Here is a 21167-nt window from a genome sequence, read left to right as displayed (position 1 = left end):
GAGTATTTATCCACTTACAAGTCCAAGCATTCTCCTCATTACTTCTTAAGTGTACTAAGCTTGTACCTTAACTGTAGAAGGTGGATTTAGCAAAACAATATGCATTTAGCTTATTTTTTAAGGGGGAAGCCGTTAAAATGAGTAGTGAACTATTAGATGCCTTAACAATTTTAGAAAAGGAAAAGGGCATCAGCAAGGAAATTATCATTGAAGCAATTGAAGCTGCATTAATTTCTGCTTATAAACGAAACTTTAACCAAGCACAAAATGTTCGCGTTGATTTAAATCGTGAAACAGGGACAATGAAGGTTTATGCAAGAAAAGATGTTGTTGATGAGGTATATGATCCGCGTCTTGAAATATCTCTTAGTGAAGCACGAGGAATCAATCCAAATTATGTGCTGAACGATGTGATTGAGATGGAAGTTACTCCAAAGGATTTCGGTCGTATTGCAGCACAAACAGCTAAACAAGTCGTAACTCAGCGTGTTCGTGAAGCTGAGCGTGGTGTAATTTATAGCGAGTTTATTGATCGAGAAGAAGATATTATGACAGGTATTGTTCAGCGTATCGACTCTAAATTCATTTATGTAAGCTTAGGTAAAATAGAAGCTCTTTTACCTGTTAGTGAGCAAATGCCAAATGAAACTTATAAACCACATGACCGTATAAAGGTATTTATTACAAAGGTTGAAAAAACGACGAAGGGCCCACAAATTTTTGTGTCTAGAACACATCCGGGACTTTTAAAGAGATTGTTTGAAATCGAAGTTCCAGAAATCTATGATGGTACTGTTGAAATTAAATCTGTTTCTAGGGAAGCTGGAGATCGTTCAAAAATCTCTGTACATTCCGAGAATCCTGAAGTAGATCCGGTTGGATCATGTGTTGGGCCTAAAGGGCAACGAGTACAAGCAATTGTCAACGAATTAAAAGGAGAAAAAATTGACATTGTAAAATGGTCGCAAGATCCTATTGAATTTGTCGCTAACGCACTTAGTCCTTCTAAAGTAGTTGAGGTACTTGTAAATGAAGAAGAAAAAGCTACTACAGTTATTGTTCCTGATTATCAATTATCATTAGCAATTGGTAAACGTGGACAAAATGCTCGTTTAGCAGCTAAGCTTACTGGTTGGAAAATAGATATTAAAAGTGAAACAGATGCCGAAAAAGCTGGAATTTATCCACTTCAAAAGTCTGAATCCGACGTTGATGTTGATGACGAACCACTTTTAACTAGTATTCATGAACCTGAGCTTAGTGAATAAGAGGTGAAATCACATGAACAATCGCAAAATTCCTTTACGTAAATGTGTTGCAACAGGTGAAATGAAAACCAAAAAAGAATTAGTCCGAGTTGTCCGATCAAAGGAAGGCGATGTTTCTGTCGACCTAACCGGAAAAAAAAATGGACGTGGAGCTTATATCACACTTGATAAAGAGTGTATTCTTTTAGCGAAAAAGAAAAATATTCTTGCTAATCATTTAAAGACAAAAATTGATGAAACTGTATACGAAGAGTTACTTCAATTGGCTGAGAAGGAGAAACAATAAATACATGAATCAGCAGCAACGATGGACGTCCTTATTGGGCTTAGCAAATCGAGCACGAAAAGTTATATCAGGGGAGGAACTTGTTGTTAAAGAAGTGAGACAACAACGCGCTAAACTTGTTCTTCTTTCACAAGATGCATCCGCTAATACAATGAAGAAGGTAACAGATAAATGTAAATTTTATCAGGTCCCCTTAAAAACCGTTGAGGATCGCTACCAGTTAGGTCAAGCAATTGGTAAAGATGCGAGAGTCGTTGTAGCGATAAATGATGCTGGCTTTGCTGCAAAGTTAAAAACCTTGCTCGATTAATATTCTTGGGGGTGAACGTATGACAAAAATGCGAGTTTATGAATATGCAAAACAAACAAATGTATCAAGTAAAGACATTATTTCTACGTTACAAGAGATGAATGTTGAAGTTAATAATCATATGTCAACAATTGAAGATAATGTCATAGTTAAGCTTGATCAAAAATTTAAAGCAAAAAGTCAAGAAAATACAAATAACGAATCAACTAAGAAACCGGGGAAACAAGTGAATAATTCTAATACAAGTCCTAACAATTCAAATGTAAAAACAACTAGTGGTGGAGAGAAATCTGCTAACAATAAATCGCTTAAGCAAGCTCCAACTAACAATAACCGAGATAACAAAAAGCCAAATCAATCTAATAATAAACCCTTTAATCAAAATAAAGGTAAGAAAAACAACAACAATAAGAAAAATAAAGGTAACTTCCAACAACCTGTTCAACCAAAGCCTAAAAAGGAACTACCTAGTAAAATTACCTTCACAGATAGTTTATCTGTAGGAGAATTAGCTTCAAAGCTTGGTAAAGAGCCTTCGGAAATTATTAAAAAGCTTCTTTTACTCGGAACAATGGCAACAATTAATCAAGAGCTTGATAAAGACTCAATTGAATTAATTGCTGGTGAATATGGTGTTGAAGTGGAAGAAGAAATTGTATTTGAAAAAACAGAATTCGAGAAGTATGAAGAAGAGGACCGTGATGAAGATTTACAAATCCGCCCTGCTGTTGTAACAATCATGGGTCACGTTGACCATGGTAAAACAACCCTTCTTGACTCCATTCGAAATACGAAAGTAACTGAAGGTGAAGCTGGGGGTATCACTCAGCATATTGGTGCATATCAGATTGTTTCTAATGATCAAAAGATTACCTTCCTTGATACACCAGGTCATGCTGCTTTTACAACTATGCGTGCTCGTGGTGCGCAAGTAACAGATATTACCATTTTAGTAGTAGCCGCAGATGATGGTGTTATGCCGCAAACAATTGAAGCTATTAACCATGCTAAAGCAGCTGAAGTACCAATCATTGTTGCTGTAAACAAAGTTGATAAACCGACAGCAAATCCTGATCGTGTTATGCAAGAATTGACAGAACATGGTCTAGTACCAGAGGCTTGGGGTGGGGATACTATTTTTGTACCAGTTTCTGCTTTAACTGGTCAAGGACTTGATGATCTACTTGAAATGATTATCCTTGTAACTGAAGTAGAGGAATTAAAAGCTAACCCAAGCAGACGTGCTACAGGTACGGTAATTGAAGCACAATTAGATAAGGGTAGAGGCTCTGTTGCAACATTACTTGTTCAAAACGGAACTCTTCGCGTTGGTGATCCAATTGTAGTAGGTAATACATTTGGTCGTGTACGTGCAATGGTTAATGACATCGGTCGCCGTGTGAAAGAGGCAGCACCATCTACTCCTGTTGAAATCACAGGTTTAAATGACGTACCTTTAGCTGGAGATCAGTTCATGGTATTTGAAGATGAGAAACAAGCTCGTCAGGTTGGGGAAGCAAGAGCTCAGAAGCAGCTTGATGCACAACGTAGCGAAGGTTCTAAGTTGAGCTTAGATGATTTATTTGAGCAAATTAAACAAGGTGAGATCAAAGACATTAATTTAATTGTAAAAGCTGACGTTCAAGGGTCTGCGGAAGCATTAGCAGCAGCATTGCATAAAATTGATGTTGAAGGTGTTCGTGTTAAGATCATCCATACAGGTGTAGGTGCAATTACTGAATCTGATATCATTCTAGCAGCTGCTTCTAAAGCAATCGTAATTGGGTTTAACGTTAGACCTGATAATGGTGCTAAGAAAACAGCAGATGTTGAAGAAGTTGACATTCGTCTACATCGTATTATTTATAAAGTTATTGAAGAAATTGAATTAGCAATGAAAGGTATGCTTGACCCTGAATTCGAAGAAAAAGTAATTGGTCAAGTTGAAATAAGACAAACCTTCAAGGTTTCCAAAATTGGTACGATCGCAGGAGGATATGTTACTGAAGGTAAAATCACTCGTGATAGTGGTATTAGACTAATCCGCGATGGTATTGTTGTATTTGAAGGTGAAATTGATACCTTAAAACGCTTCAAGGACGATGTAAAGGAAGTTGCTCGTAACTACGAATGTGGAATCACAATTAAAAACTTCAATGATATAAAAGAAGGCGACATTATTGAAGCATATGTGATGGAGGAAATTGAACGTAAATGATCGGTTATATAGATTGTGAATGCATCATTTATGATTCACAGTCATTAAAAGATAAAAGAGCTGTTTTACAACGAGTGCTTACAAGAATAAAGCAAAAGTATAATGTTTCAATTTCAGAAATTGAATTTCAGGACACGTGGCAACGTACGAAGTTTGGTATTGTTGCCATAAGTTCCTCTAAGGTGCAAACTGAAAGGGAATTGCATAATGTTTTGCAATTTATTGATTCCTTTCCTGAAATTGAACGAACAGTAACTTCGTTTGAATGGTTTTAATGAAGAGGTGAAGGCATGAGCTTAAGAGCAAACCGTGTCGGTGAACAGATGAAAAAAGAACTTGGCGATATTATTGGTCGAAAAATAAAAGACCCTCGCATCGGCTTTGTAACAGTAACAGATGTAAGTGTATCAGGAGACCTACAAATTGCTAAAGTATTTATCTCTGTTTTAGGTGATGAAGAACAAAGACAAAACACGCTAAAAGGCTTAGCGAAGGCAAAAGGGTTTATCCGTTCAGAAATAGGCCAACGAATCCGCCTAAGAAAAACTCCTGAAATTCAATTCGAATTTGATGAATCAATAAGTTATGGAAATCGGATTGAAACACTTATTCATGAGTTGAATGTTCAAAATAAAGAGGAGGATTAACTCCTTTATTTAAGGGATAGACACCTTCGTCTATCCCTTTTCTTGTAGCGACACAATTTATGATAGGTATCAGTCTTATAATAAATCAGGAAAGTGAAATGCAAATTATTTTACATAGTAACATCATTTCACATTTTAAATAATTGCAGGGAGGTATTTAAATGGAAGGTGTACTTTTGCTAAATAAGCCTGTTGGGATGACATCCCATGACTGTGTAGCCAAAATGCGAAGGCTCGCAAAAACAAAAAAGGTTGGACATACAGGTACACTAGACCCTGATGTAACAGGAGTATTGCCATTATGTCTTGGAAGAGCAACTAAAATTGTAGAATATCTAACAGCTTCATCGAAAACGTATGAAGCAGAGGTAACAATTGGTTTTTCCACTACAACTGAAGATTCATCAGGTGAAGAAGTAGCAAGAAAAAAAGTGAATTCTAAAATTACTCAAGATGAAGTTGAACATGTTTTAAATTCAATGCTTGGTTCGATTGAACAAATTCCCCCAATGTACTCAGCGGTAAAAGTGAAAGGGAAGAAGCTTTACGAATATGCAAGAGCTGGTATAGAGGTTGAAAGGCCAGCTCGAGTTATTACAATTGATGATTTAGTTCTTCTTGGAGACGTAATAAACGATAATGATTTAACTAAATTTCGCTTCCGTGTTACCTGTTCAAAAGGTACATATGTCCGAACTTTAGCTGTAATGATTGGAGAAAAACTTGGCTACCCAGCCCATATGTCCCATCTTATTCGTACAAAGTCAGGAGAATTTGAATTGGCAAATTGTTTGACTTTTGAAGAAATTGAAGCAGCAATTGAATGTGGAACACTTGAGGATTCTTTACTGTCAATTGGTGAAGCGTTAAAAGATTTGCCGAATCTAATTATCCATGATACGCTAGCAGAGAAAGTGAAAAATGGTGCAGTGCTTGAGTTACCTTCAGAGTATCAAGATCTTGAAGCTGGGTCTCCAATTGCAGTTTATAGTGAAGATGGACGTTGCCTAGCTATTTATGCTAAACATCCTACTAAACAACATCTTATGAAGCCTACGAAGGTGCTGTATAATGAAATTTAACATGTTATAAGTGAGAAAAGGTGAAGTGACCGTGAAACTAATTAAGCTGTCTCAACCACATAATTTTATGAAGCAAGACCTTGATGAAATGGTTTTAGCATTGGGTTATTTTGATGGAGTTCATATTGGACATCAGAAAGTTATTCTGAAAGCAAAAGAGATTGCTAAAAATCTTGGGATTAAGAGCGCAGTGATGACATTTAATCCACATCCTCTTGTGGTTCTTCGTAATCAGGAAGGAATTGACTATATTACACCCCTTGATGAGAAGATCCGCTTGATTGAGGAATTAAATGTAGACCTGTTATTTGTTGTGGAATTTACAAAGGATTTTGCAGCTTTATTGCCACAACAGTTTGTGGATGACTATATCATAAACTTGAATGTTAAGCATGCAGTTGCGGGCTTTGACTTTACATATGGACATTTAGGAAAAGGGACTATGGAAACTTTGCCGTTCCATTCTAGAGAACAATTTTTTCATACTACTGTAGAAAAACAAACAGATCATGATCGAAAGATTAGTTCTACATTAATCCGTGAAGTGATAAGAAGCGGTGACGTAACATATGCTAATAAACTGCTAGGTAGACCACATAGTGTTACAGGCACTGTTGTTCATGGTGATAAAAGAGGGAGAACGATCGGATTTCCAACAGCTAATGTCGAGGTGTCTGATGTCTATTTATTGCCACCAACAGGAGTTTATGCCGTTTCAATCATTGTAAATGGTCAAGAATATGAAGGGGTATGTAACATAGGTTACAAGCCTACCTTTAATAAAGAGAAATCTGCCAAACCAAGTATTGAAGTTCATATTTTTGATTTTCAAAATGAAATTTACGAAGAAAAAGTCTCAGTTTCATGGTTTAAACGTATAAGAAGTGAACAAAAGTTTCATAATGTAGATGAATTAATCTCACAAATTGCGAACGATAAAGTTGCCGCACTACAATACTTTGGAAAAAAAACAGTTTAGCTCTTGCAAAATCATTAGAAAAATAGTATTCTAATTGATGTAACTTAAAACCATTGCTTGGCAAATCGATTCACCAACGGTTGCTCGGTAATTGGGGTTTTGTAAATTAAGGAGGTGAAAAGGATGGCTATCACACAAGAACGTAAAAACGAACTAATCGCTACTTTTAAAACACATGAATCTGATACTGGATCTCCAGAGGTTCAAATTGCTATCCTTACTGAGGACATCAATAACTTGAACGATCACTTACGTGTTCACAAAAAAGACCACCATTCACGTCGCGGTCTATTAAAAATGGTAGGTAAACGTCGTAACTTACTAACTTACCTACGTAATAAAGACGTAACTCGTTATCGTGAGTTAATCAACAAGCTTGGTTTACGTCGATAATTACTTCAAAAGCGGGATTATTCCCGCTTTTTTAGTGTATTTAAATAAAGAGCCTGTATAAGAAAAACTTAAGCATTGTCAATAGTACTTGGCGATGAATCAAGATTTTCTAATTAACCTATTTACATACAATAACAACATTGATATGTTGAATATAAATGGTTCATACTAATACATAATATTAAAACTAACTAGTAAGAGAGGAGTTTTACATATATGGGACAAGCAAAGCAAAAGTTTTCCATAGACTGGGCTGGTAGAAACCTAACAGTTGAAATTGGTCAATTAGCCAAACAAGCAAACGGTGCCGTATTAATTCGTTACGGTGATACTGCAGTATTAAGTACAGCAACTGCTTCAAAGGAACCGAAGCCACTTGATTTCTTTCCGTTAACTGTAAACTATGAAGAGCGACTATATGCAGTAGGGAAAATTCCTGGTGGATTTATAAAAAGAGAGGGTCGTCCAAGTGAAAAAGCAATTTTGGCAAGTCGGTTAATCGATCGTCCAATAAGACCATTATTCGCTGACGGCTTTAGAAATGAAGTACAAGTTATTAGCATTGTTATGAGTGTTGATCAAAATTGTTCTTCTGAAATGGCAGCAATGTTTGGGTCATCACTAGCACTTTGTGTTTCGGATATCCCATTCGAAGGACCGATCGCTGGTGTAACAGTAGGTCGAATTAATAATGAGTTTGTCATTAATCCAACTGTTGAACAAGCTGAACAAAGCGATATTCATTTAGTCGTTGCAGGCACAAAAGATGCAATTAATATGGTTGAAGCTGGTGCAGAAGAGGTACCAGAAGAAATTATGTTAGAGGCAATTATGTTTGGACATGATGAAATAAAACGTCTAATTGCCTTCCAAGAAGAAGTTGCTGCAGCCGTTGGTAAAGAGAAAACAGAAATTGAACTTTTTGAATTAGATTCTGAGCTAGAAAAAGAAATTCGTGACTTATCAGAAACCGACTTATTACAAGCTATTCAAGTTCAAGAAAAACATGCTAGAGAAGCTGCTATTACAGAAGTGAAAAATGCTGTAATTGCTAAGTTCGAAGAAAAAGAAGCAGATGATCGCACAATTAAGCAGGTTAAACAAATTCTTTCTAAACTAGTAAAGGCTGAAGTTCGTCGCCTAATTACTGAAGAAAAAGTAAGACCTGATGGCCGTGGTGTTGATGAAATCAGACCACTTTCATCTGAAGTGAATTTATTATCAAGAACACATGGTTCAGGCTTGTTTACACGTGGACAAACTCAAGCATTAAGTATTTGTACGCTCGGTGCACTTGGGGATGTACAAATATTAGACGGTCTTGGTATCGAAGAATCAAAACGATTCATGCATCATTATAATTTCCCACAGTTTAGTGTTGGAGAAACAGGACCAATGAGAGGACCAGGACGACGTGAAATCGGTCATGGCGCTTTAGGTGAAAGAGCATTAGAACCAATTATTCCATCTGAAAAGGATTTTCCATATACTATTCGTCTTGTTTCAGAAGTTCTAGAGTCAAATGGATCAACATCACAAGCAAGTATTTGTGCAAGTACTTTAGCAATGATGGATGCAGGTGTTCCAATTAAAGCTCCAGTAGCTGGTATCGCAATGGGTCTAGTGAAATCTGGAGAGCACTATACAGTATTAACAGATATCCAAGGTATGGAAGATGCATTAGGTGATATGGACTTCAAAGTAGCAGGGACTGAAAAAGGTGTAACTGCCTTACAAATGGATATTAAAATTGAAGGACTTTCTCGTGAAATCCTAGAAGAAGCGTTGCAACAAGCGAAAAAGGGTCGTATGGAGATCCTAAAATCAATGCTTGCTACCATCTCAACACCAAAGCAAGAGCTTTCACAATATGCACCTAAAATCTTAACGATGGCAATAAATCCAGATAAGATTAGAGACGTTATTGGACCGAGCGGAAAACAAATCAATAAAATTATTGAAGAAACTGGCGTTAAGATCGACATTGAACAAGATGGAACTGTATTTATTTCATCTGTAAACGAGGAAATGAATCAAAAAGCGAAGAAAATTATTGAAGATCTTGTACGTGAAGTGGTCGTTGGTCAAATGTATCTTGGTAAAGTTAAGCGCATTGAAAAATTCGGTGCTTTTGTTGAAATTTTCAGTGGAAAAGATGGCTTAGTTCATATTTCTGAACTTGCTGAAGAACGTGTCGGTAGGGTAGAGGATGTTCTCTCCCTTGGAGATGAAATTTTAGTTAAAGTAACTGAAATTGATAAGCAAGGTCGTGTAAACTTATCACGTAAAGCTGTATTAAAAGAACAAAAAGAAAAAGAAGAGCAAGAAGGATAATAGTGGAGGCCGGGGTAACCGGGCTTCTTTTTAGGTTGTGAAAGGATGTTAGGAAGAGCGGTTGCAAATCGTTGGATTTATTAACATAAAGTCGATTCTTTTTAAAAAGGGTCTGTTTTCTTAGTGCCCTTAGAATTATTATGCTTAGGAATAAGTTTTTGTGTCTAGCTCCAGCTGCAGGTGACATCGGCTCGAGTCATAAGCAGGCACCTTTCGCTTTCTAGTTCTACCTTGTCCTCTTTTTACATATTTTTTAGTAAAAAGGGGGATACATAATGAAAAGGAAAATTATTCATCTCGTTGGATTTCTTATAATCTTAACGGTTGGCATAGGGTTTATCGAAAATCCATATACATCTTCTTATGTTGATCAAATAAAATATGCTAGCATCACCGTTTCAAAGCATCAGGACAATTTATATGATGAGATTTCAGCTAAATCCCATGAATATAACGTTCCTGCTCAAAATGCAGAAATACATAAAGTTTGGAAGGCAACACCAGGCTATAATGGATTAGCCGTTGATGTTGAAGAATCATATAAGAAAATGAAGGATAAGGGAGTATTTGATGAAAAGCTCCTCGTGTACCGTCAAGTCGAACCGACTGTTCATTTAGCAGATTTACCTGCAGCGCCGATTTATCGAGGACATCCTGATAAACCTATGGTTTCCTTTCTAATTAATGTTGCTTGGGGAAATGAGTATATTCCTGATATGCTAGAAACACTAAATAAATACCATGTGAAAGCAACCTTCTTCTTAGAAGGTAGATGGGTCAAAGAAAATCCTGAAATGGCTAAGATGATAGTTGATGCAGGTCATGAGGTTGGAAATCATTCATATACACATCCGGATATGAAACAGTTGTCTTCATCGTCTATTAGAGAGCAATTAACAAAAACAAATGAGGTCATTAAGTCAGTTACAGACGTAACGCCAACTTGGTTTGCACCACCAAGTGGAAGTTTTAGGGATGAGGTTGTAAAAATTGCTGACGAAATGAATATGGAAACAGTTATGTGGAGTGTCGATACAATTGATTGGCAGCGTCCTGAACCGCATGTGCTCGTTCAGCGGGTCATGGGTAAAGTTCATAATGGCGCTTTAATCTTAATGCACCCAACCTCTTCAACTTCTGATAGTCTTGAAACACTAATTTTATCAGTCAAGCAAAAAGGATATTCGTTCGGCTCTATTTCAATGATGGTTGATGAAGAAAGACTATCAACAAATGATATGAATAACAAAAAGATGAGTGATTAATTGTAGCATCTATGAAGGAGGAGCAAGTTTGATAAAAAAATATACTTGTCAAAATGGGGTAAGAATCGTATTAGAAAACATACCAACTGTACGATCAGTTGCAATTGGGGTATGGATTGGCACTGGATCACGTAATGAAAATCTACAAAATAATGGTGTTTCCCACTTTTTAGAGCATATGTTTTTTAAAGGAACGAAAACGAGATCTGCACGTGAAATAGCAGAATCCTTTGATAGTATAGGTGGGCAAGTTAATGCATTTACATCAAAGGAGTATACATGCTATTATGCTAAGGTTTTAGATGACCATGCCGGGTATGCACTTGATGTATTAGCAGATATGTTCTTTCATTCAACATTTGATGAGGAAGAACTAAAAAAAGAAAAGAATGTAGTATATGAAGAAATAAAAATGTATGAAGATACACCAGATGACATCGTTCATGATGTATTAAGTCGTGCTACATATGGAGATCATCCACTTGGTTACCCAATTTTAGGTACTGAAGAAACGTTAGCAACCTTTAATGGAGATACTTTACGTCAATACATGAATGATTATTATACTCCTGATAAAGTTGTAATCTCTGTTGCTGGTAATGTATCAGAGGAATTTATAAAAGATGTTGATAAACTTTTTGGTTCGTACGAAACGAGTTCAACTAAAGGTGAGGTTGAAAAACCAGGCTTTATGGATCAAAAGCTAGCAAGGAAAAAGGATACTGAACAAGCACATCTTTGTATCGGGTTTAATGGATTAGAGGTAGGTCATGATAATATTTATAGTTTAATCGTATTAAATAATATATTAGGTGGAAGTATGAGCAGCCGTTTGTTTCAAGATGTAAGGGAGCAAAAAGGACTTGCCTACTCGGTCTTTTCTTATCATTCTTCATATGAGGATAATGGCTTACTAACGATCTACGGCGGTACAGGAAGCAGCCAATTAAACCTGTTATTTGAAACGATTCAAGATACGTTAGCAACATTGAAAGCAGAAGGTATTACCGCAAAAGAATTAGCAAATAGCAAAGAGCAAATGAAAGGAAGCTTAATGCTAAGCCTCGAAAGCACAAATAGTAGAATGAGTAGGAATGGTAAAAATGAACTTATGCTTGGACGTCATCGAACACTTGATTCAATCATTGAAAAGGTAAATGAAGTTAGTGAAGAAAGCGTCAATACTCTAGCAAACCAATTGTTTACAGATACGTATTCAGTTGCCCTCATCAGTCCAGACGGACAGCTACCTGAAAAACTGAAATAATTTGAAATGCCTACAATTCATGAAAATTGTAGGCATTTTTTTATGGTATAGTCCGATAAGATAATAGAAAGGGGGAATGAACATGAGATTAAGTGAGTTAAGTGGAAAAGAAATCGTCGATGTTAAACGGGCAGAGCGGTTAGGAGTGCTTGGTCAAACAGATCTTGAAATTAATGAACAGACAGGTCAAATCACTACTTTAATTATCCCTTCCTTAAAGTGGTTTGGTCTAAGAAAACAAGGTCAAGAAATTCGTGTACCTTGGCAGCATATTAAAAAGATCGGGACAGATATGATTATTCTTGATATTCCTGATGAACAGATTGAAAAAATAGAATCATGAAAGTATTCGATTGGCATATGCCAATCGTTTTTTTTTTTTTTTTTTATCTAATTCCACCATGTGGGTAAGTGGAAATAAGAATACATCAAGGTAAAACGAATACTCTTTGAAAGGTAAAATACTTATCACACAGGAACATTCCGGTTTCCGATTCCTAAAATACTAAGCTTCCACTTTCAAAATTCTTCTTGTTTAATCACCCATACTACATTCCCTACATAGTATGTTGAAGTAAGTTATCCTAGAAAATCAATGAATTTATAACAGATAACATGCCGAAAAGAAGGTGAAAAATCAACATGTTAACGGGATTAAACGTAGCTGTTATCGGTGGCGATGCTAGGCAGCTTGAAGTTATCCGTAAATTAACTGAACTCGATGCAAAGCTTTTTCTCATCGGTTTTGACCAATTAGACCATGGCTTTACTGGTGCTACAAAAGCAAAGATAGATGAGGTTCAATTTGAAGAAATAGATGCAATTATTTTGCCCATCCCTGGTACCACACAAGAGGGGATTATTGATACTGTGTTTTCGAATGAAGAAGTTAAATTAACAGAGGAATTACTATCAAAAACTCCAGCACATTGTGTTATATATTCAGGAATTACAAATTCTTACTTAGATAATATTGTTCAATCTACCAATCGAACATTGGTTCAACTTTTTGAGCGGGATGATGTTGCTATTTATAATTCGATTCCAACAGTCGAAGGTACGATCATGATGGTCATTCAGCACACTGATATCACAATCCATGGCTCGAAAATTGCTGTCCTAGGCCTTGGAAGAGTAGGAATGAGTGTTGCCAGAACATTCGCAGCATTAGGAGCAAAAGTGAAGGTAGGAGCAAGAGATACTGCACATTTAGCCAGAATTACTGAGATGGGACTTACACCATTTTCATTAGAAAACCTTCAAAAAGAGGTTGATGACATTGATGTATGTATTAATACAATTCCACATTTAGTTATAACTGCAAGGGTCATCTCAAATATGCCTGCACACACTCTAATCGTTGATTTGGCATCAAAACCGGGGGGAACTGATTTTCGCTATGCTGAAAAACGGGGAATTAAAGCTCTTTTGGCACCAGGGTTACCTGGCATTGTTGCCCCTAAAACAGCAGGCCAAATTGTAGCTAACGTTCTTACACAGCTTTTGAATGATTTATTAATAGAAGGAAAGGGGTCTTCTTGATGAAGTTATCTGGAAAACGTATTGGATTTGGAATTACCGGATCACATTGCACATATGAAGAGGTATATCCACAAATTAAGTCATTATTAGATGAAGGTGCAGATGTAATTGCTGTTGTATCATATACAGTTAAAAATACAACAACACGTTTTGGAGTTGCTGGAGAATGGGTAGAAAAAATAGAAAAACTGACAGGTAATAAAGTAATTGATTCGATTGTAGCAGCAGAACCATTGGGTCCGAAGCTCCCACTTGATTGTATGGTAATTGCACCATTAACAGGTAATTCAATGAGTAAGTTTGCGAATGCATTAACTGACTCTCCAGTTCTTATGGCTGCCAAAGCAACATTAAGAACACATCGTCCTGTTGTAGTTGGGATTTCAACTAATGATGCACTTGGGTTAAATGGTGTAAATCTAATGCGTTTAATGGCTACTAAAGATATTTATTTTATTCCTTTTGGTCAAGATGCTCCTGATAAGAAACCTAACTCAATGGTTGCTAGAATGGAATCATTACTTGAAACAGTTCTATCTGCACTAGAAGGAAAACAATTTCAACCTGTTGTTGTCGAAAAGTTTCGCGATTTAGAAAAATAATTTAAAAATTCAATAAAACAAAAATAAATTTTTGAATCCATTCGACAATTAATGTGATAGAATAATACGTAAAAGATTTGAAGCTATTTTACATGTTTGTTTAAAATAGCTGGAAGGAGCTAGTGTTTAATGGAAGCAAAAGGTTATCATGTAGCAGTAGTCGGTGCAACAGGAGCGGTGGGGCAGCAAATGCTTCATACGCTGGAGGAACGTAATTTTCCAATTTCTAAATTAACTTTGCTTTCTTCTGAGCGTTCAGCAGGTACTAAAGTTACGTTCAGAGACGAAGAATATATTGTTCAAGTCGCAACTCCTGAAAGCTTTGAAGGAGTTCAAATTGCATTGTTCAGTGCTGGTGGAAGTGTATCTAAACAATTTGCACCAGAAGCGGTAAAACGTGGAGCAATCGTTGTTGACAATACAAGTGCATACAGAATGGATGAAAATGTTCCACTTGTAGTACCTGAAGTTAATGAAGAGGCTCTTAAAGATCATAATGGGATTATTGCAAACCCAAACTGTTCTACGATTCAAATGGTTGTTGCACTTGAACCAATCCGCAAGCAATATGGCTTAAATAAAGTGATTGTGTCAACATATCAAGCAGTATCTGGAGCAGGTGCAGCAGCAATTAGTGAATTAAAAGAACAATCTAAAGCCATCCTAAATGGTGAAGAATACACACCTGAAATTCTTCCTGTAAAAGGTGATGAACAACACTATCAAATTGCATTTAATGCAATTCCACAAATTGATAAATTCCAAGATAATGGCTTTACATTTGAGGAAATGAAAATGATTAACGAAACGAAGAAAATTATGACTATGCCTGAATTACACGTAGCAGCTACTTGTGTTCGCTTACCTGTTGAGACTGGACATTCAGAATCTGTATACGTTGAAATTGATCAACATGATGTAACAGCAGAGCAAGTTAAAGAACTATTAAAAGAATCTGATGGTGTGACACTTCAAGATGATCCATCAAGACAAATTTATCCAATGCCAGCACATTGTGTAGGAAAGAATGATGTGTTTGTAGGTCGAATTCGTAAAGATTTGGACCGTGTTAATGGATTCCATATGTGGATTGTTTCTGATAACCTATTAAAAGGAGCAGCTTGGAACTCTGTTCAAATCGCTGAGAGCCTTGTAAAATTACAATTAGTTTAATCATTATTAGGAAGAGAGCATGGTTAACCAGCTCTCTTCTCTCACGTCTATAGTTGAGGTGTTACAATGAAAATTATCGTTCAAAAATTTGGTGGAACGTCTGTTAAAGATACACACGGTCGAGACATGGCCTTAAACCATATAAAAGAAGCAATGTCAGAAGGCTATAAGGTTGTTGTTGTCGTCTCTGCTATGGGTAGAAATGGTGATCCTTATGCAACAGATACGCTGCTTGGTTTGCTGTATGGCGGAATTGAGTCGATTTCGAATCGGGAACAGGATATGCTCTTGTCTTGTGGTGAAATGATTTCTTCAATTGTATTTTCGAGTATGTTAAACGAGAATGATATTAAAGCTACAGCGCTAAATGGATCACAAGCAGGTTTTGTTACAAATGATGAACATACAAATGCGAAAATTCTTGAAATGAAGTGTGAGCGATTGCTTGAGACATTCGAAACTCATGATGTTGTAGTTGTGGCAGGTTTTCAAGGTGCTTCATCGACAAATGGAGATATTACGACGATCGGTAGAGGTGGAAGTGATACTTCTGCAGCCGCACTAGGTGCAGCATTAGATGCTGAATTTGTTGATATCTTTACAGATGTTGAGGGTGTCATGACTGCAGATCCACGAATTGTAGAAAATGCAAAACCTCTTTCAATTGTAACATATACGGAAATTGTTAATCTTGCATATCAAGGTGCTAAGGTTATCCATCCCCGTGCAGTTGAAATTGCAATGCAATCAGAAGTACCTATACGTGTTCGATCGACATATTCACAATCCTCGGGAACACTCGTTACATCAAATCACTCTAGAAAAAGAGGTAGCGATGTCCATGAACGACTTATAACCGGAATCGCTCATGTCTCTAATGTCACTCAAATAAAAGTGACTGCAAAAGAAGGACAATATGATGTACAAACTGAAGTTTTCAAAGCAATGGCAAAGGACGGTATAAGTGTTGACTTTTTTAATATAACTCCAAAAGGTGTTATTTACACTGTTACTGATAAGGTTACCGATCGTGCAATTGAAATTTTAGTGAGTCTCGGTTATGAACCAATTATTAATAGACATTGTGCAAAAGTATCAACAGTAGGTGCAGGAATTATGGGTGTTCCAGGTGTGACAGCAAAAATAGTGACAGCACTTTCCGAAAAGGGAATCCAAATCCTCCAATCAGCTGATAGTCACACGACGATTTGGGTCTTAGTAAAGGAAGAAGATATGATAAAATCGGTAAATGCTTTACACGAAGCATTTGATCTATCAAAGTAAGAAAACTTAAAGCCCATGAACATTCTTGGGCAACTAGCTGCTATTTTTAGCAGTAAACTAAGTTTATTTTTAGAAGGCAACAAGAGGAGTGAGAGTGAGAATGAGTCATTTTGGTAAACTTTCAACAGCAATGGTAACTCCGTTTGATAAAAATGGAAATATTGACTTTCAAAAAACATCTAAATTAATTGATTACTTAATCAACCATGGATCTGATTCATTGGTTGTAACAGGTACAACTGGCGAATCTCCTACTCTAAGCAATGAAGAGAAAATTGCGCTAATTAAACACACTGTTAAAGAAGTAAATGGAAGAGTTCCTGTAGTAGCTGGGACTGGTAGTAATAATACTGCTGCTTCAATTAAACTAACAAAGCTCGCAGAAGAATCTGGTGTTGATGCAATTATGCTCGTAGTTCCATATTATAATAAACCTAGCCAAGAAGGACTTTATCAACACTTTAAAGCTATTGCAGAATCAACGAATCTCCCGATCATGCTTTATAATATTCCAGGCAGAAGTGTAGTTAATATGTCCGTAGAAACAACTGTGAGACTGTCAGAACTGCCTAATATTGTTGCGGTTAAAGAAGCTAGTGGTAATTTAGATGCGATGTCAGAAATTATTTCTAAGACAAAAGAAGATTTCGTCTTATACTCAGGTGATGATACTTTAACATTACCAGTTCTTTCAATTGGTGGTACTGGAGTAGTATCTGTTGCTTCTCATATTTTTGGAAATGAGATTCAATCTATGATATCAGCATTTGTTAGTGGTGATTATATTTCAGCTGCAAATCAACATCGTAAATTATTGCCCGTTGTTAAACAATTATTCGCAGTTCCTAACCCAGGACCTGTAAAAACGGCTTTACAAGTTAGAGGCTTAGATGTTGGTTCTGTACGCTTACCATTAATCCCTTTAACAGGTGATGAACGTAGTAAGCTAATGGAAGTAATCGATAACTATATTAACGAATAATTTAATTGCTTTTCCAAGTTGATTCCTTTTCGTAGAGGCTGGGACATAACTAAATTGACCATTCTTAAAGCCGAATAACTTTTAATTTAATTAAGCGATATAAATAAAAAACCCAAACTATTACGAAACTCTAAATTAGAATTTCGCATGATAGTTCGGGTTTTTCTTTGGCTGAAATACTTTTGTCCCAGCCTCTATTTATTTCTTATGCAACTATAATAATTTCATTCAAAGTCTTGGCCACTTATGATCTAAAGGTGAAGAACACCATCTATTTATGAGGACTTACTAGAGTAGACGTTACGATATTACGTATTAAACATTAGAAAACTATACGGAGAAAATTTCCTTGTGTTCCATTTCTTTCATCATGTATAATGTTTCTAAGTGACGTTGAACGGGTACTTCAGTGGGGAGGATTTATTAAATCATGGAAAAGACAGAAAATATTAAATTAATCGCTTTAGGCGGCGTAGGTGAAGTCGGGAAAAATATGTTTGTAGTTGAAATTAACTCTGATCTATTTGTCGTTGATGCAGGGTTAATGTATCCAGAAGGTGAAATGTTAGGTATTGATATGGTTATACCTGATATTACGTATTTAAAGGAAAATAAAGAGCGTGTAAAAGGAATTTTTCTAACACATGGTCATGATGAGAATATCGGTGGGATTTCCTATCTCCTAAATAATATTAGTGTGCCTATATATGGTACAAAGCTTACATTGGCATTCGTCAGTGAAAAACTAAAAGAAAATCGTATGAAACAAACGGTTTTGGTAAAGGAAATTGATAACCAAACAGTTTTGCGGTTTTCAAGTACTGAAATTTCGTTCTTTAGAACAAATCATAGTATTCCAGATTCAGTGGGCATAAGTTTTTCTACTTCGATGGGATCAATTGTCTTTACAGGAGACTTTAAATTTGATCAAACACCTGTTGGTGATAGTCAAATGGACATTGGTAAAATCGCTAAGATCGGTGATGAAGGCGTTTTATGCTTATTATCTGATAGTATCAATGCAGAAAAGCCTGGTTATTCTGGTTCAGAAGCCATTATTGGAAATGAAATATCTGATGTCATGTATAATGCAGAAGGAAGAGTAATTGTTGCAGTAATTGTTTCTAACCTATATAGGATTCAACATGTAATTAATGCTGCAGTAAAAAATAACCGTAAGCTAGCTATTGTAGGGAAAAATATGAAGAATACCCTAAATTTAGCTATCAATCTAGGTTATATTGATGTTGACGAAGAGTTCATCATTTCTGTAAACGAAATAGACAAGCATCCCAAAAATGAAGTTGCCATTTTAACAACAAGTAATCATGGAGATCCACTAGCTGTTTTATCTAGAATGGCTAAACAATCTCATAAGCAAGTAAATGTAAAAGAAGGAGATACCATCCTTGTAGCAGCTACTCCAATTCCTGGTCAAGAGTTAATTTTCTCTAAAACAATTGATTTATTATTTAGAGCAGGTGCAAATGTTGTATTTGGTCAAAAGCAAATACATGTTTCTGGTCATGGTCACCAAGAAGAGTTAAAAATGATGCTTAACTTAACAAAGCCAGAGTTTTTTATTCCAATTCATGGTGAATATAAAATGCAAAAAGCTCATGCAAAATTAGCGAAACAAGTAGGCTTGGATGAGGAGAACATCTTTCTAATAGAAAAAGGAGATGTTGTTGAGTTTAAAGGGGATCAAGTACATACAGGTGCTAAAGTATCATCTGGAAATATATTAATCGATGGGCTAGGAATAGGTGATGTAGGAAACATCGTGCTTCGCGATCGTCGATTATTATCTCAGGATGGGATTTTAATTGTTGTGGTGACTCTTGATAAACAGAAAAAACAAATCATATCAGGTCCAGAGATTATAACAAGAGGCTTCGTTTATGTCCGAGAATCAGAGGAGTTAATTGGAAAAGCAACTGAGCTTGTTTCTGATATAGTAGATCGTAGTATGAGGGAATATGCCATTGAATGGTCTGCTATAAAGCTAAGTATAAGAGAAGCACTTAATCAATTCTTATATGAGAAAACGAGAAGAAGACCAATGATTTTACCTATTATTATGGAGATTTAATGAAGAATCAATGTACATTATTATTAATAGATTGAAAACGCTTGTAGGACAAAGATGATTAATATACTGTAAATTAGTTCGAGACTGACACATCAATTAATTGTCAGTCTCTTTTCAATGTAAAGGAAATAATAAAATTCTTTGTATTGTTAACTATGCATCGACATCCAGCTCAAACGATTTGTTTTGAATCGTCCATTTTTTATCATTCGCATGAAATAAACAAGGTTGTAAATACTACAAACAGAATGAAAAAGAAAGGATGATGAAGCATGACGAATCATGATCATTACATACAGGGGAACGATCATAATGAAGGAGAGAAGCAAGAGGGAAAAGAGAGTTCAATTGTTGAAAAGATACAACAATTGGGCCAAACAAATGTGCCACAGATGGGACAAGATTCTAAAATCCATTGTTTAACAATTGTTGGACAAATTGAAGGCCATATCCAACTTCCACCTCAAAATAAAACAACTAAATATGAACATGTCATCCCGCAGATCGTTGCAATTGAACAAAATCCTAATATAGAAGGATTATTAGTTATTTTAAATACTGTTGGTGGTGACGTGGAAGCAGGTTTAGCTATTGCTGAGATGCTTGCCACGATATCAAAACCAACTGTCTCCATAGTATTAGGTGGAGGTCATTCGATTGGTGTCCCAATCGCTGTTTCATGTGATCATTCCTTTATCGTAGAAACTGCAACAATGACAATCCACCCTGTCAGGTTAACAGGATTAGTTATTGGAGTACCACAAACTTTTGAATATTTAGATAAGATGCAGGATCGAGTCATCAATTTTGTAACGAAGCACTCAAATATTACTGAAGAGAAGTTTAAGGAGCTAATGTTTTCAAAAGGGAATTTAACAAGAGATATTGGGACAAATGTTGTTGGGAAAGATGCAGTAGAATACGGGTTAATTGATGAAGTCGGTGGAGTTGGTCAAGCGATTCAAAAGCTGAATAGTTTTCTTGATAAATCTGATGACAAGCAGGTGCTTCAATGATCTACTATACAATGATGCCAGAAGAACTTATGTTCCCAACCATGGAAGATGAGTATAAAAAGCAATCTGTCATTCACATGAACGGTGTTCAATTATTAGTCCAAGAAACAGCTAACGCTCAATATGAAATTGTTCGAATACTTAGTAGTGATCCACGTCATTTTTTAGATAATCAGTATTGTCCTGGGCAAAAAATTACTATGGCCATTTCTACCCCTGAGGAGAAATATGGTATAATAGGAGAGCAAAGATAAGGCAGCCAGTTTCGGCTGCTTTCTTCATTGTTAAGGAAATTATAAAATTCTTGAACTGTGGATAAGCGCTTCGACATCCAGTTCCAACGCCTAGTGCCTCTAGGGTCTAGCCAATCTAGAATTGAAGGCAAAGAGCGCCTTCTATCCAAATCGTCTTATGCTTGTCGTGGCTG

Annotated in this window: 21 protein-coding genes; all 21 read left to right on the top strand. The window is 36.2% G+C overall.

Features of this window, described 5'->3' with window-relative positions:
* Positions 1–137 precede the first annotated feature (137 nt).
* Positions 138–1268 (top strand): transcription termination factor NusA, encoded by a 1131-nt coding sequence (nusA, locus tag WCV66_RS19620; protein WP_066337674.1) that lies wholly within the window; start codon positions 138–140, stop codon positions 1266–1268.
* Between the two features lie 13 nt (positions 1269–1281).
* Complete coding sequence (rnpM, locus tag WCV66_RS19615) at positions 1282–1554, top strand: RNase P modulator RnpM (RefSeq protein WP_066337673.1); 273 nt, start codon at positions 1282–1284, stop codon at positions 1552–1554.
* 4 nt (positions 1555–1558) lie between these two features.
* Positions 1559–1864 carry a YlxQ family RNA-binding protein gene (locus tag WCV66_RS19610; protein WP_066337670.1) on the top strand — a complete coding sequence of 102 codons (306 nt, stop codon included), beginning with the start codon at positions 1559–1561 and terminating at the stop codon, positions 1862–1864.
* Positions 1865–1883: 19 nt separating this feature from the next.
* Entirely contained in the window at positions 1884–4082 is a 2199-nt protein-coding gene (gene infB, locus WCV66_RS19605; protein ID WP_066337668.1) for a translation initiation factor IF-2, read from the top strand.
* Complete coding sequence (locus tag WCV66_RS19600; protein ID WP_066337666.1) at positions 4079–4357, top strand: DUF503 domain-containing protein; 279 nt, start codon at positions 4079–4081, stop codon at positions 4355–4357. The genes infB and WCV66_RS19600 overlap by 4 nt, the downstream gene beginning before the upstream one ends.
* 15 nt (positions 4358–4372) lie before the next feature.
* On the top strand, positions 4373–4729 hold the full coding sequence (rbfA, locus tag WCV66_RS19595) for a 30S ribosome-binding factor RbfA (protein ID WP_066337664.1): 357 nt from the start codon (positions 4373–4375) through the stop codon (positions 4727–4729).
* A gap of 161 nt (positions 4730–4890) precedes the next feature.
* The gene (truB, locus tag WCV66_RS19590; RefSeq protein WP_338786600.1) at positions 4891–5811 is read left to right on the top strand and encodes a tRNA pseudouridine(55) synthase TruB; all 921 of its coding nucleotides are present in this window, start codon (positions 4891–4893) and stop codon (positions 5809–5811) included.
* Positions 5812–5842: 31 nt separating this feature from the next.
* Positions 5843–6790 carry a bifunctional riboflavin kinase/FAD synthetase gene (ribF, locus tag WCV66_RS19585; RefSeq protein ID WP_185653150.1) on the top strand — a complete coding sequence of 316 codons (948 nt, stop codon included), beginning with the start codon at positions 5843–5845 and terminating at the stop codon, positions 6788–6790.
* Between the two features lie 123 nt (positions 6791–6913).
* Entirely contained in the window at positions 6914–7183 is a 270-nt protein-coding gene (gene rpsO, locus WCV66_RS19580; RefSeq protein WP_066337658.1) for a 30S ribosomal protein S15, read from the top strand.
* A gap of 216 nt (positions 7184–7399) precedes the next feature.
* Positions 7400–9517: a polyribonucleotide nucleotidyltransferase gene (pnp, locus tag WCV66_RS19575; protein ID WP_338786599.1), complete on the top strand. Its 2118-nt coding sequence runs from the start codon at positions 7400–7402 to the stop codon at positions 9515–9517.
* Between the two features lie 275 nt (positions 9518–9792).
* A complete protein-coding gene (locus WCV66_RS19570; protein ID WP_066337650.1) occupies positions 9793–10782 on the top strand; it encodes a polysaccharide deacetylase family protein in 990 nt (329 codons plus the stop codon).
* A 28-nt stretch (positions 10783–10810) separates the two neighbouring features.
* Entirely contained in the window at positions 10811–12049 is a 1239-nt protein-coding gene (locus WCV66_RS19565) for a M16 family metallopeptidase (protein ID WP_066337648.1), read from the top strand.
* 82 nt (positions 12050–12131) lie between these two features.
* Positions 12132–12392 carry a YlmC/YmxH family sporulation protein gene (locus WCV66_RS19560; RefSeq protein WP_066337647.1) on the top strand — a complete coding sequence of 87 codons (261 nt, stop codon included), beginning with the start codon at positions 12132–12134 and terminating at the stop codon, positions 12390–12392.
* A 299-nt stretch (positions 12393–12691) separates the two neighbouring features.
* Positions 12692–13591, top strand: coding sequence for a dipicolinic acid synthetase subunit A (dpaA, locus tag WCV66_RS19555; protein WP_338786598.1), 900 nt, complete (start codon positions 12692–12694; stop codon positions 13589–13591).
* Positions 13591–14193 (top strand): dipicolinate synthase subunit B, encoded by a 603-nt coding sequence (locus WCV66_RS19550; RefSeq protein ID WP_066337641.1) that lies wholly within the window; start codon positions 13591–13593, stop codon positions 14191–14193. Before dpaA ends, WCV66_RS19550 begins: the two co-directional genes overlap by 1 nt.
* 129 nt (positions 14194–14322) lie before the next feature.
* Complete coding sequence (gene asd, locus WCV66_RS19545; protein ID WP_066337638.1) at positions 14323–15366, top strand: aspartate-semialdehyde dehydrogenase; 1044 nt, start codon at positions 14323–14325, stop codon at positions 15364–15366.
* Positions 15367–15432: 66 nt separating this feature from the next.
* A complete protein-coding gene (gene dapG / locus WCV66_RS19540; RefSeq protein ID WP_338786597.1) occupies positions 15433–16650 on the top strand; it encodes an aspartate kinase in 1218 nt (405 codons plus the stop codon).
* A gap of 100 nt (positions 16651–16750) precedes the next feature.
* Positions 16751–17632, top strand: coding sequence for a 4-hydroxy-tetrahydrodipicolinate synthase (gene dapA, locus WCV66_RS19535; protein ID WP_066337632.1), 882 nt, complete (start codon positions 16751–16753; stop codon positions 17630–17632).
* A gap of 430 nt (positions 17633–18062) precedes the next feature.
* Positions 18063–19724 (top strand): ribonuclease J, encoded by a 1662-nt coding sequence (locus tag WCV66_RS19530; protein WP_338786596.1) that lies wholly within the window; start codon positions 18063–18065, stop codon positions 19722–19724.
* Positions 19725–19996: 272 nt separating this feature from the next.
* The gene (locus WCV66_RS19525; RefSeq protein ID WP_066337626.1) at positions 19997–20740 is read left to right on the top strand and encodes a ClpP family protease; all 744 of its coding nucleotides are present in this window, start codon (positions 19997–19999) and stop codon (positions 20738–20740) included.
* Positions 20737–20994: a YlzJ-like family protein gene (locus tag WCV66_RS19520; protein ID WP_066337624.1), complete on the top strand. Its 258-nt coding sequence runs from the start codon at positions 20737–20739 to the stop codon at positions 20992–20994. Before WCV66_RS19525 ends, WCV66_RS19520 begins: the two co-directional genes overlap by 4 nt.
* Positions 20995–21167 lie beyond the last annotated feature (173 nt).

The organism is Metabacillus rhizosphaerae (assembly GCF_037201795.1).
GTDB classification, from domain to species: Bacteria; Bacillota; Bacilli; order Bacillales; family Bacillaceae; genus Metabacillus; species Metabacillus rhizosphaerae.
The sequence above is the reverse complement of the archived record's forward strand: the minus strand, read 5'-3'. Positions and strand labels throughout refer to the sequence as shown.

Excerpts from the sequence above, each read along its gene's own strand:
- nusA (WP_066337674.1), top strand. The coding sequence starts at position 138 with ATGAGTAGTGAACTATTAGATGCCTTAACAATTTTAGAAAAGGAAAAG.
- rnpM (WP_066337673.1), top strand. The coding sequence starts at position 1,282 with ATGAACAATCGCAAAATTCCTTTACGTAAATGTGTTGCAACAGGTGAA.
- WCV66_RS19610 (WP_066337670.1), top strand. The coding sequence starts at position 1,559 with ATGAATCAGCAGCAACGATGGACGTCCTTATTGGGCTTAGCAAATCGA.
- infB (WP_066337668.1), top strand. The coding sequence starts at position 1,884 with ATGACAAAAATGCGAGTTTATGAATATGCAAAACAAACAAATGTATCA.
- WCV66_RS19600 (WP_066337666.1), top strand. The coding sequence starts at position 4,079 with ATGATCGGTTATATAGATTGTGAATGCATCATTTATGATTCACAGTCA.
- rbfA (WP_066337664.1), top strand. The coding sequence starts at position 4,373 with ATGAGCTTAAGAGCAAACCGTGTCGGTGAACAGATGAAAAAAGAACTT.
- truB (WP_338786600.1), top strand. The coding sequence starts at position 4,891 with ATGGAAGGTGTACTTTTGCTAAATAAGCCTGTTGGGATGACATCCCAT.
- rpsO (WP_066337658.1), top strand. The coding sequence starts at position 6,914 with ATGGCTATCACACAAGAACGTAAAAACGAACTAATCGCTACTTTTAAA.
- pnp (WP_338786599.1), top strand. The coding sequence starts at position 7,400 with ATGGGACAAGCAAAGCAAAAGTTTTCCATAGACTGGGCTGGTAGAAAC.
- WCV66_RS19570 (WP_066337650.1), top strand. The coding sequence starts at position 9,793 with ATGAAAAGGAAAATTATTCATCTCGTTGGATTTCTTATAATCTTAACG.
- WCV66_RS19560 (WP_066337647.1), top strand. The coding sequence starts at position 12,132 with ATGAGATTAAGTGAGTTAAGTGGAAAAGAAATCGTCGATGTTAAACGG.
- dpaA (WP_338786598.1), top strand. The coding sequence starts at position 12,692 with ATGTTAACGGGATTAAACGTAGCTGTTATCGGTGGCGATGCTAGGCAG.
- WCV66_RS19550 (WP_066337641.1), top strand. The coding sequence starts at position 13,591 with ATGAAGTTATCTGGAAAACGTATTGGATTTGGAATTACCGGATCACAT.
- asd (WP_066337638.1), top strand. The coding sequence starts at position 14,323 with ATGGAAGCAAAAGGTTATCATGTAGCAGTAGTCGGTGCAACAGGAGCG.
- dapG (WP_338786597.1), top strand. The coding sequence starts at position 15,433 with ATGAAAATTATCGTTCAAAAATTTGGTGGAACGTCTGTTAAAGATACA.
- dapA (WP_066337632.1), top strand. The coding sequence starts at position 16,751 with ATGAGTCATTTTGGTAAACTTTCAACAGCAATGGTAACTCCGTTTGAT.
- WCV66_RS19530 (WP_338786596.1), top strand. The coding sequence starts at position 18,063 with ATGGAAAAGACAGAAAATATTAAATTAATCGCTTTAGGCGGCGTAGGT.
- WCV66_RS19525 (WP_066337626.1), top strand. The coding sequence starts at position 19,997 with ATGACGAATCATGATCATTACATACAGGGGAACGATCATAATGAAGGA.
- WCV66_RS19520 (WP_066337624.1), top strand. The coding sequence starts at position 20,737 with ATGATCTACTATACAATGATGCCAGAAGAACTTATGTTCCCAACCATG.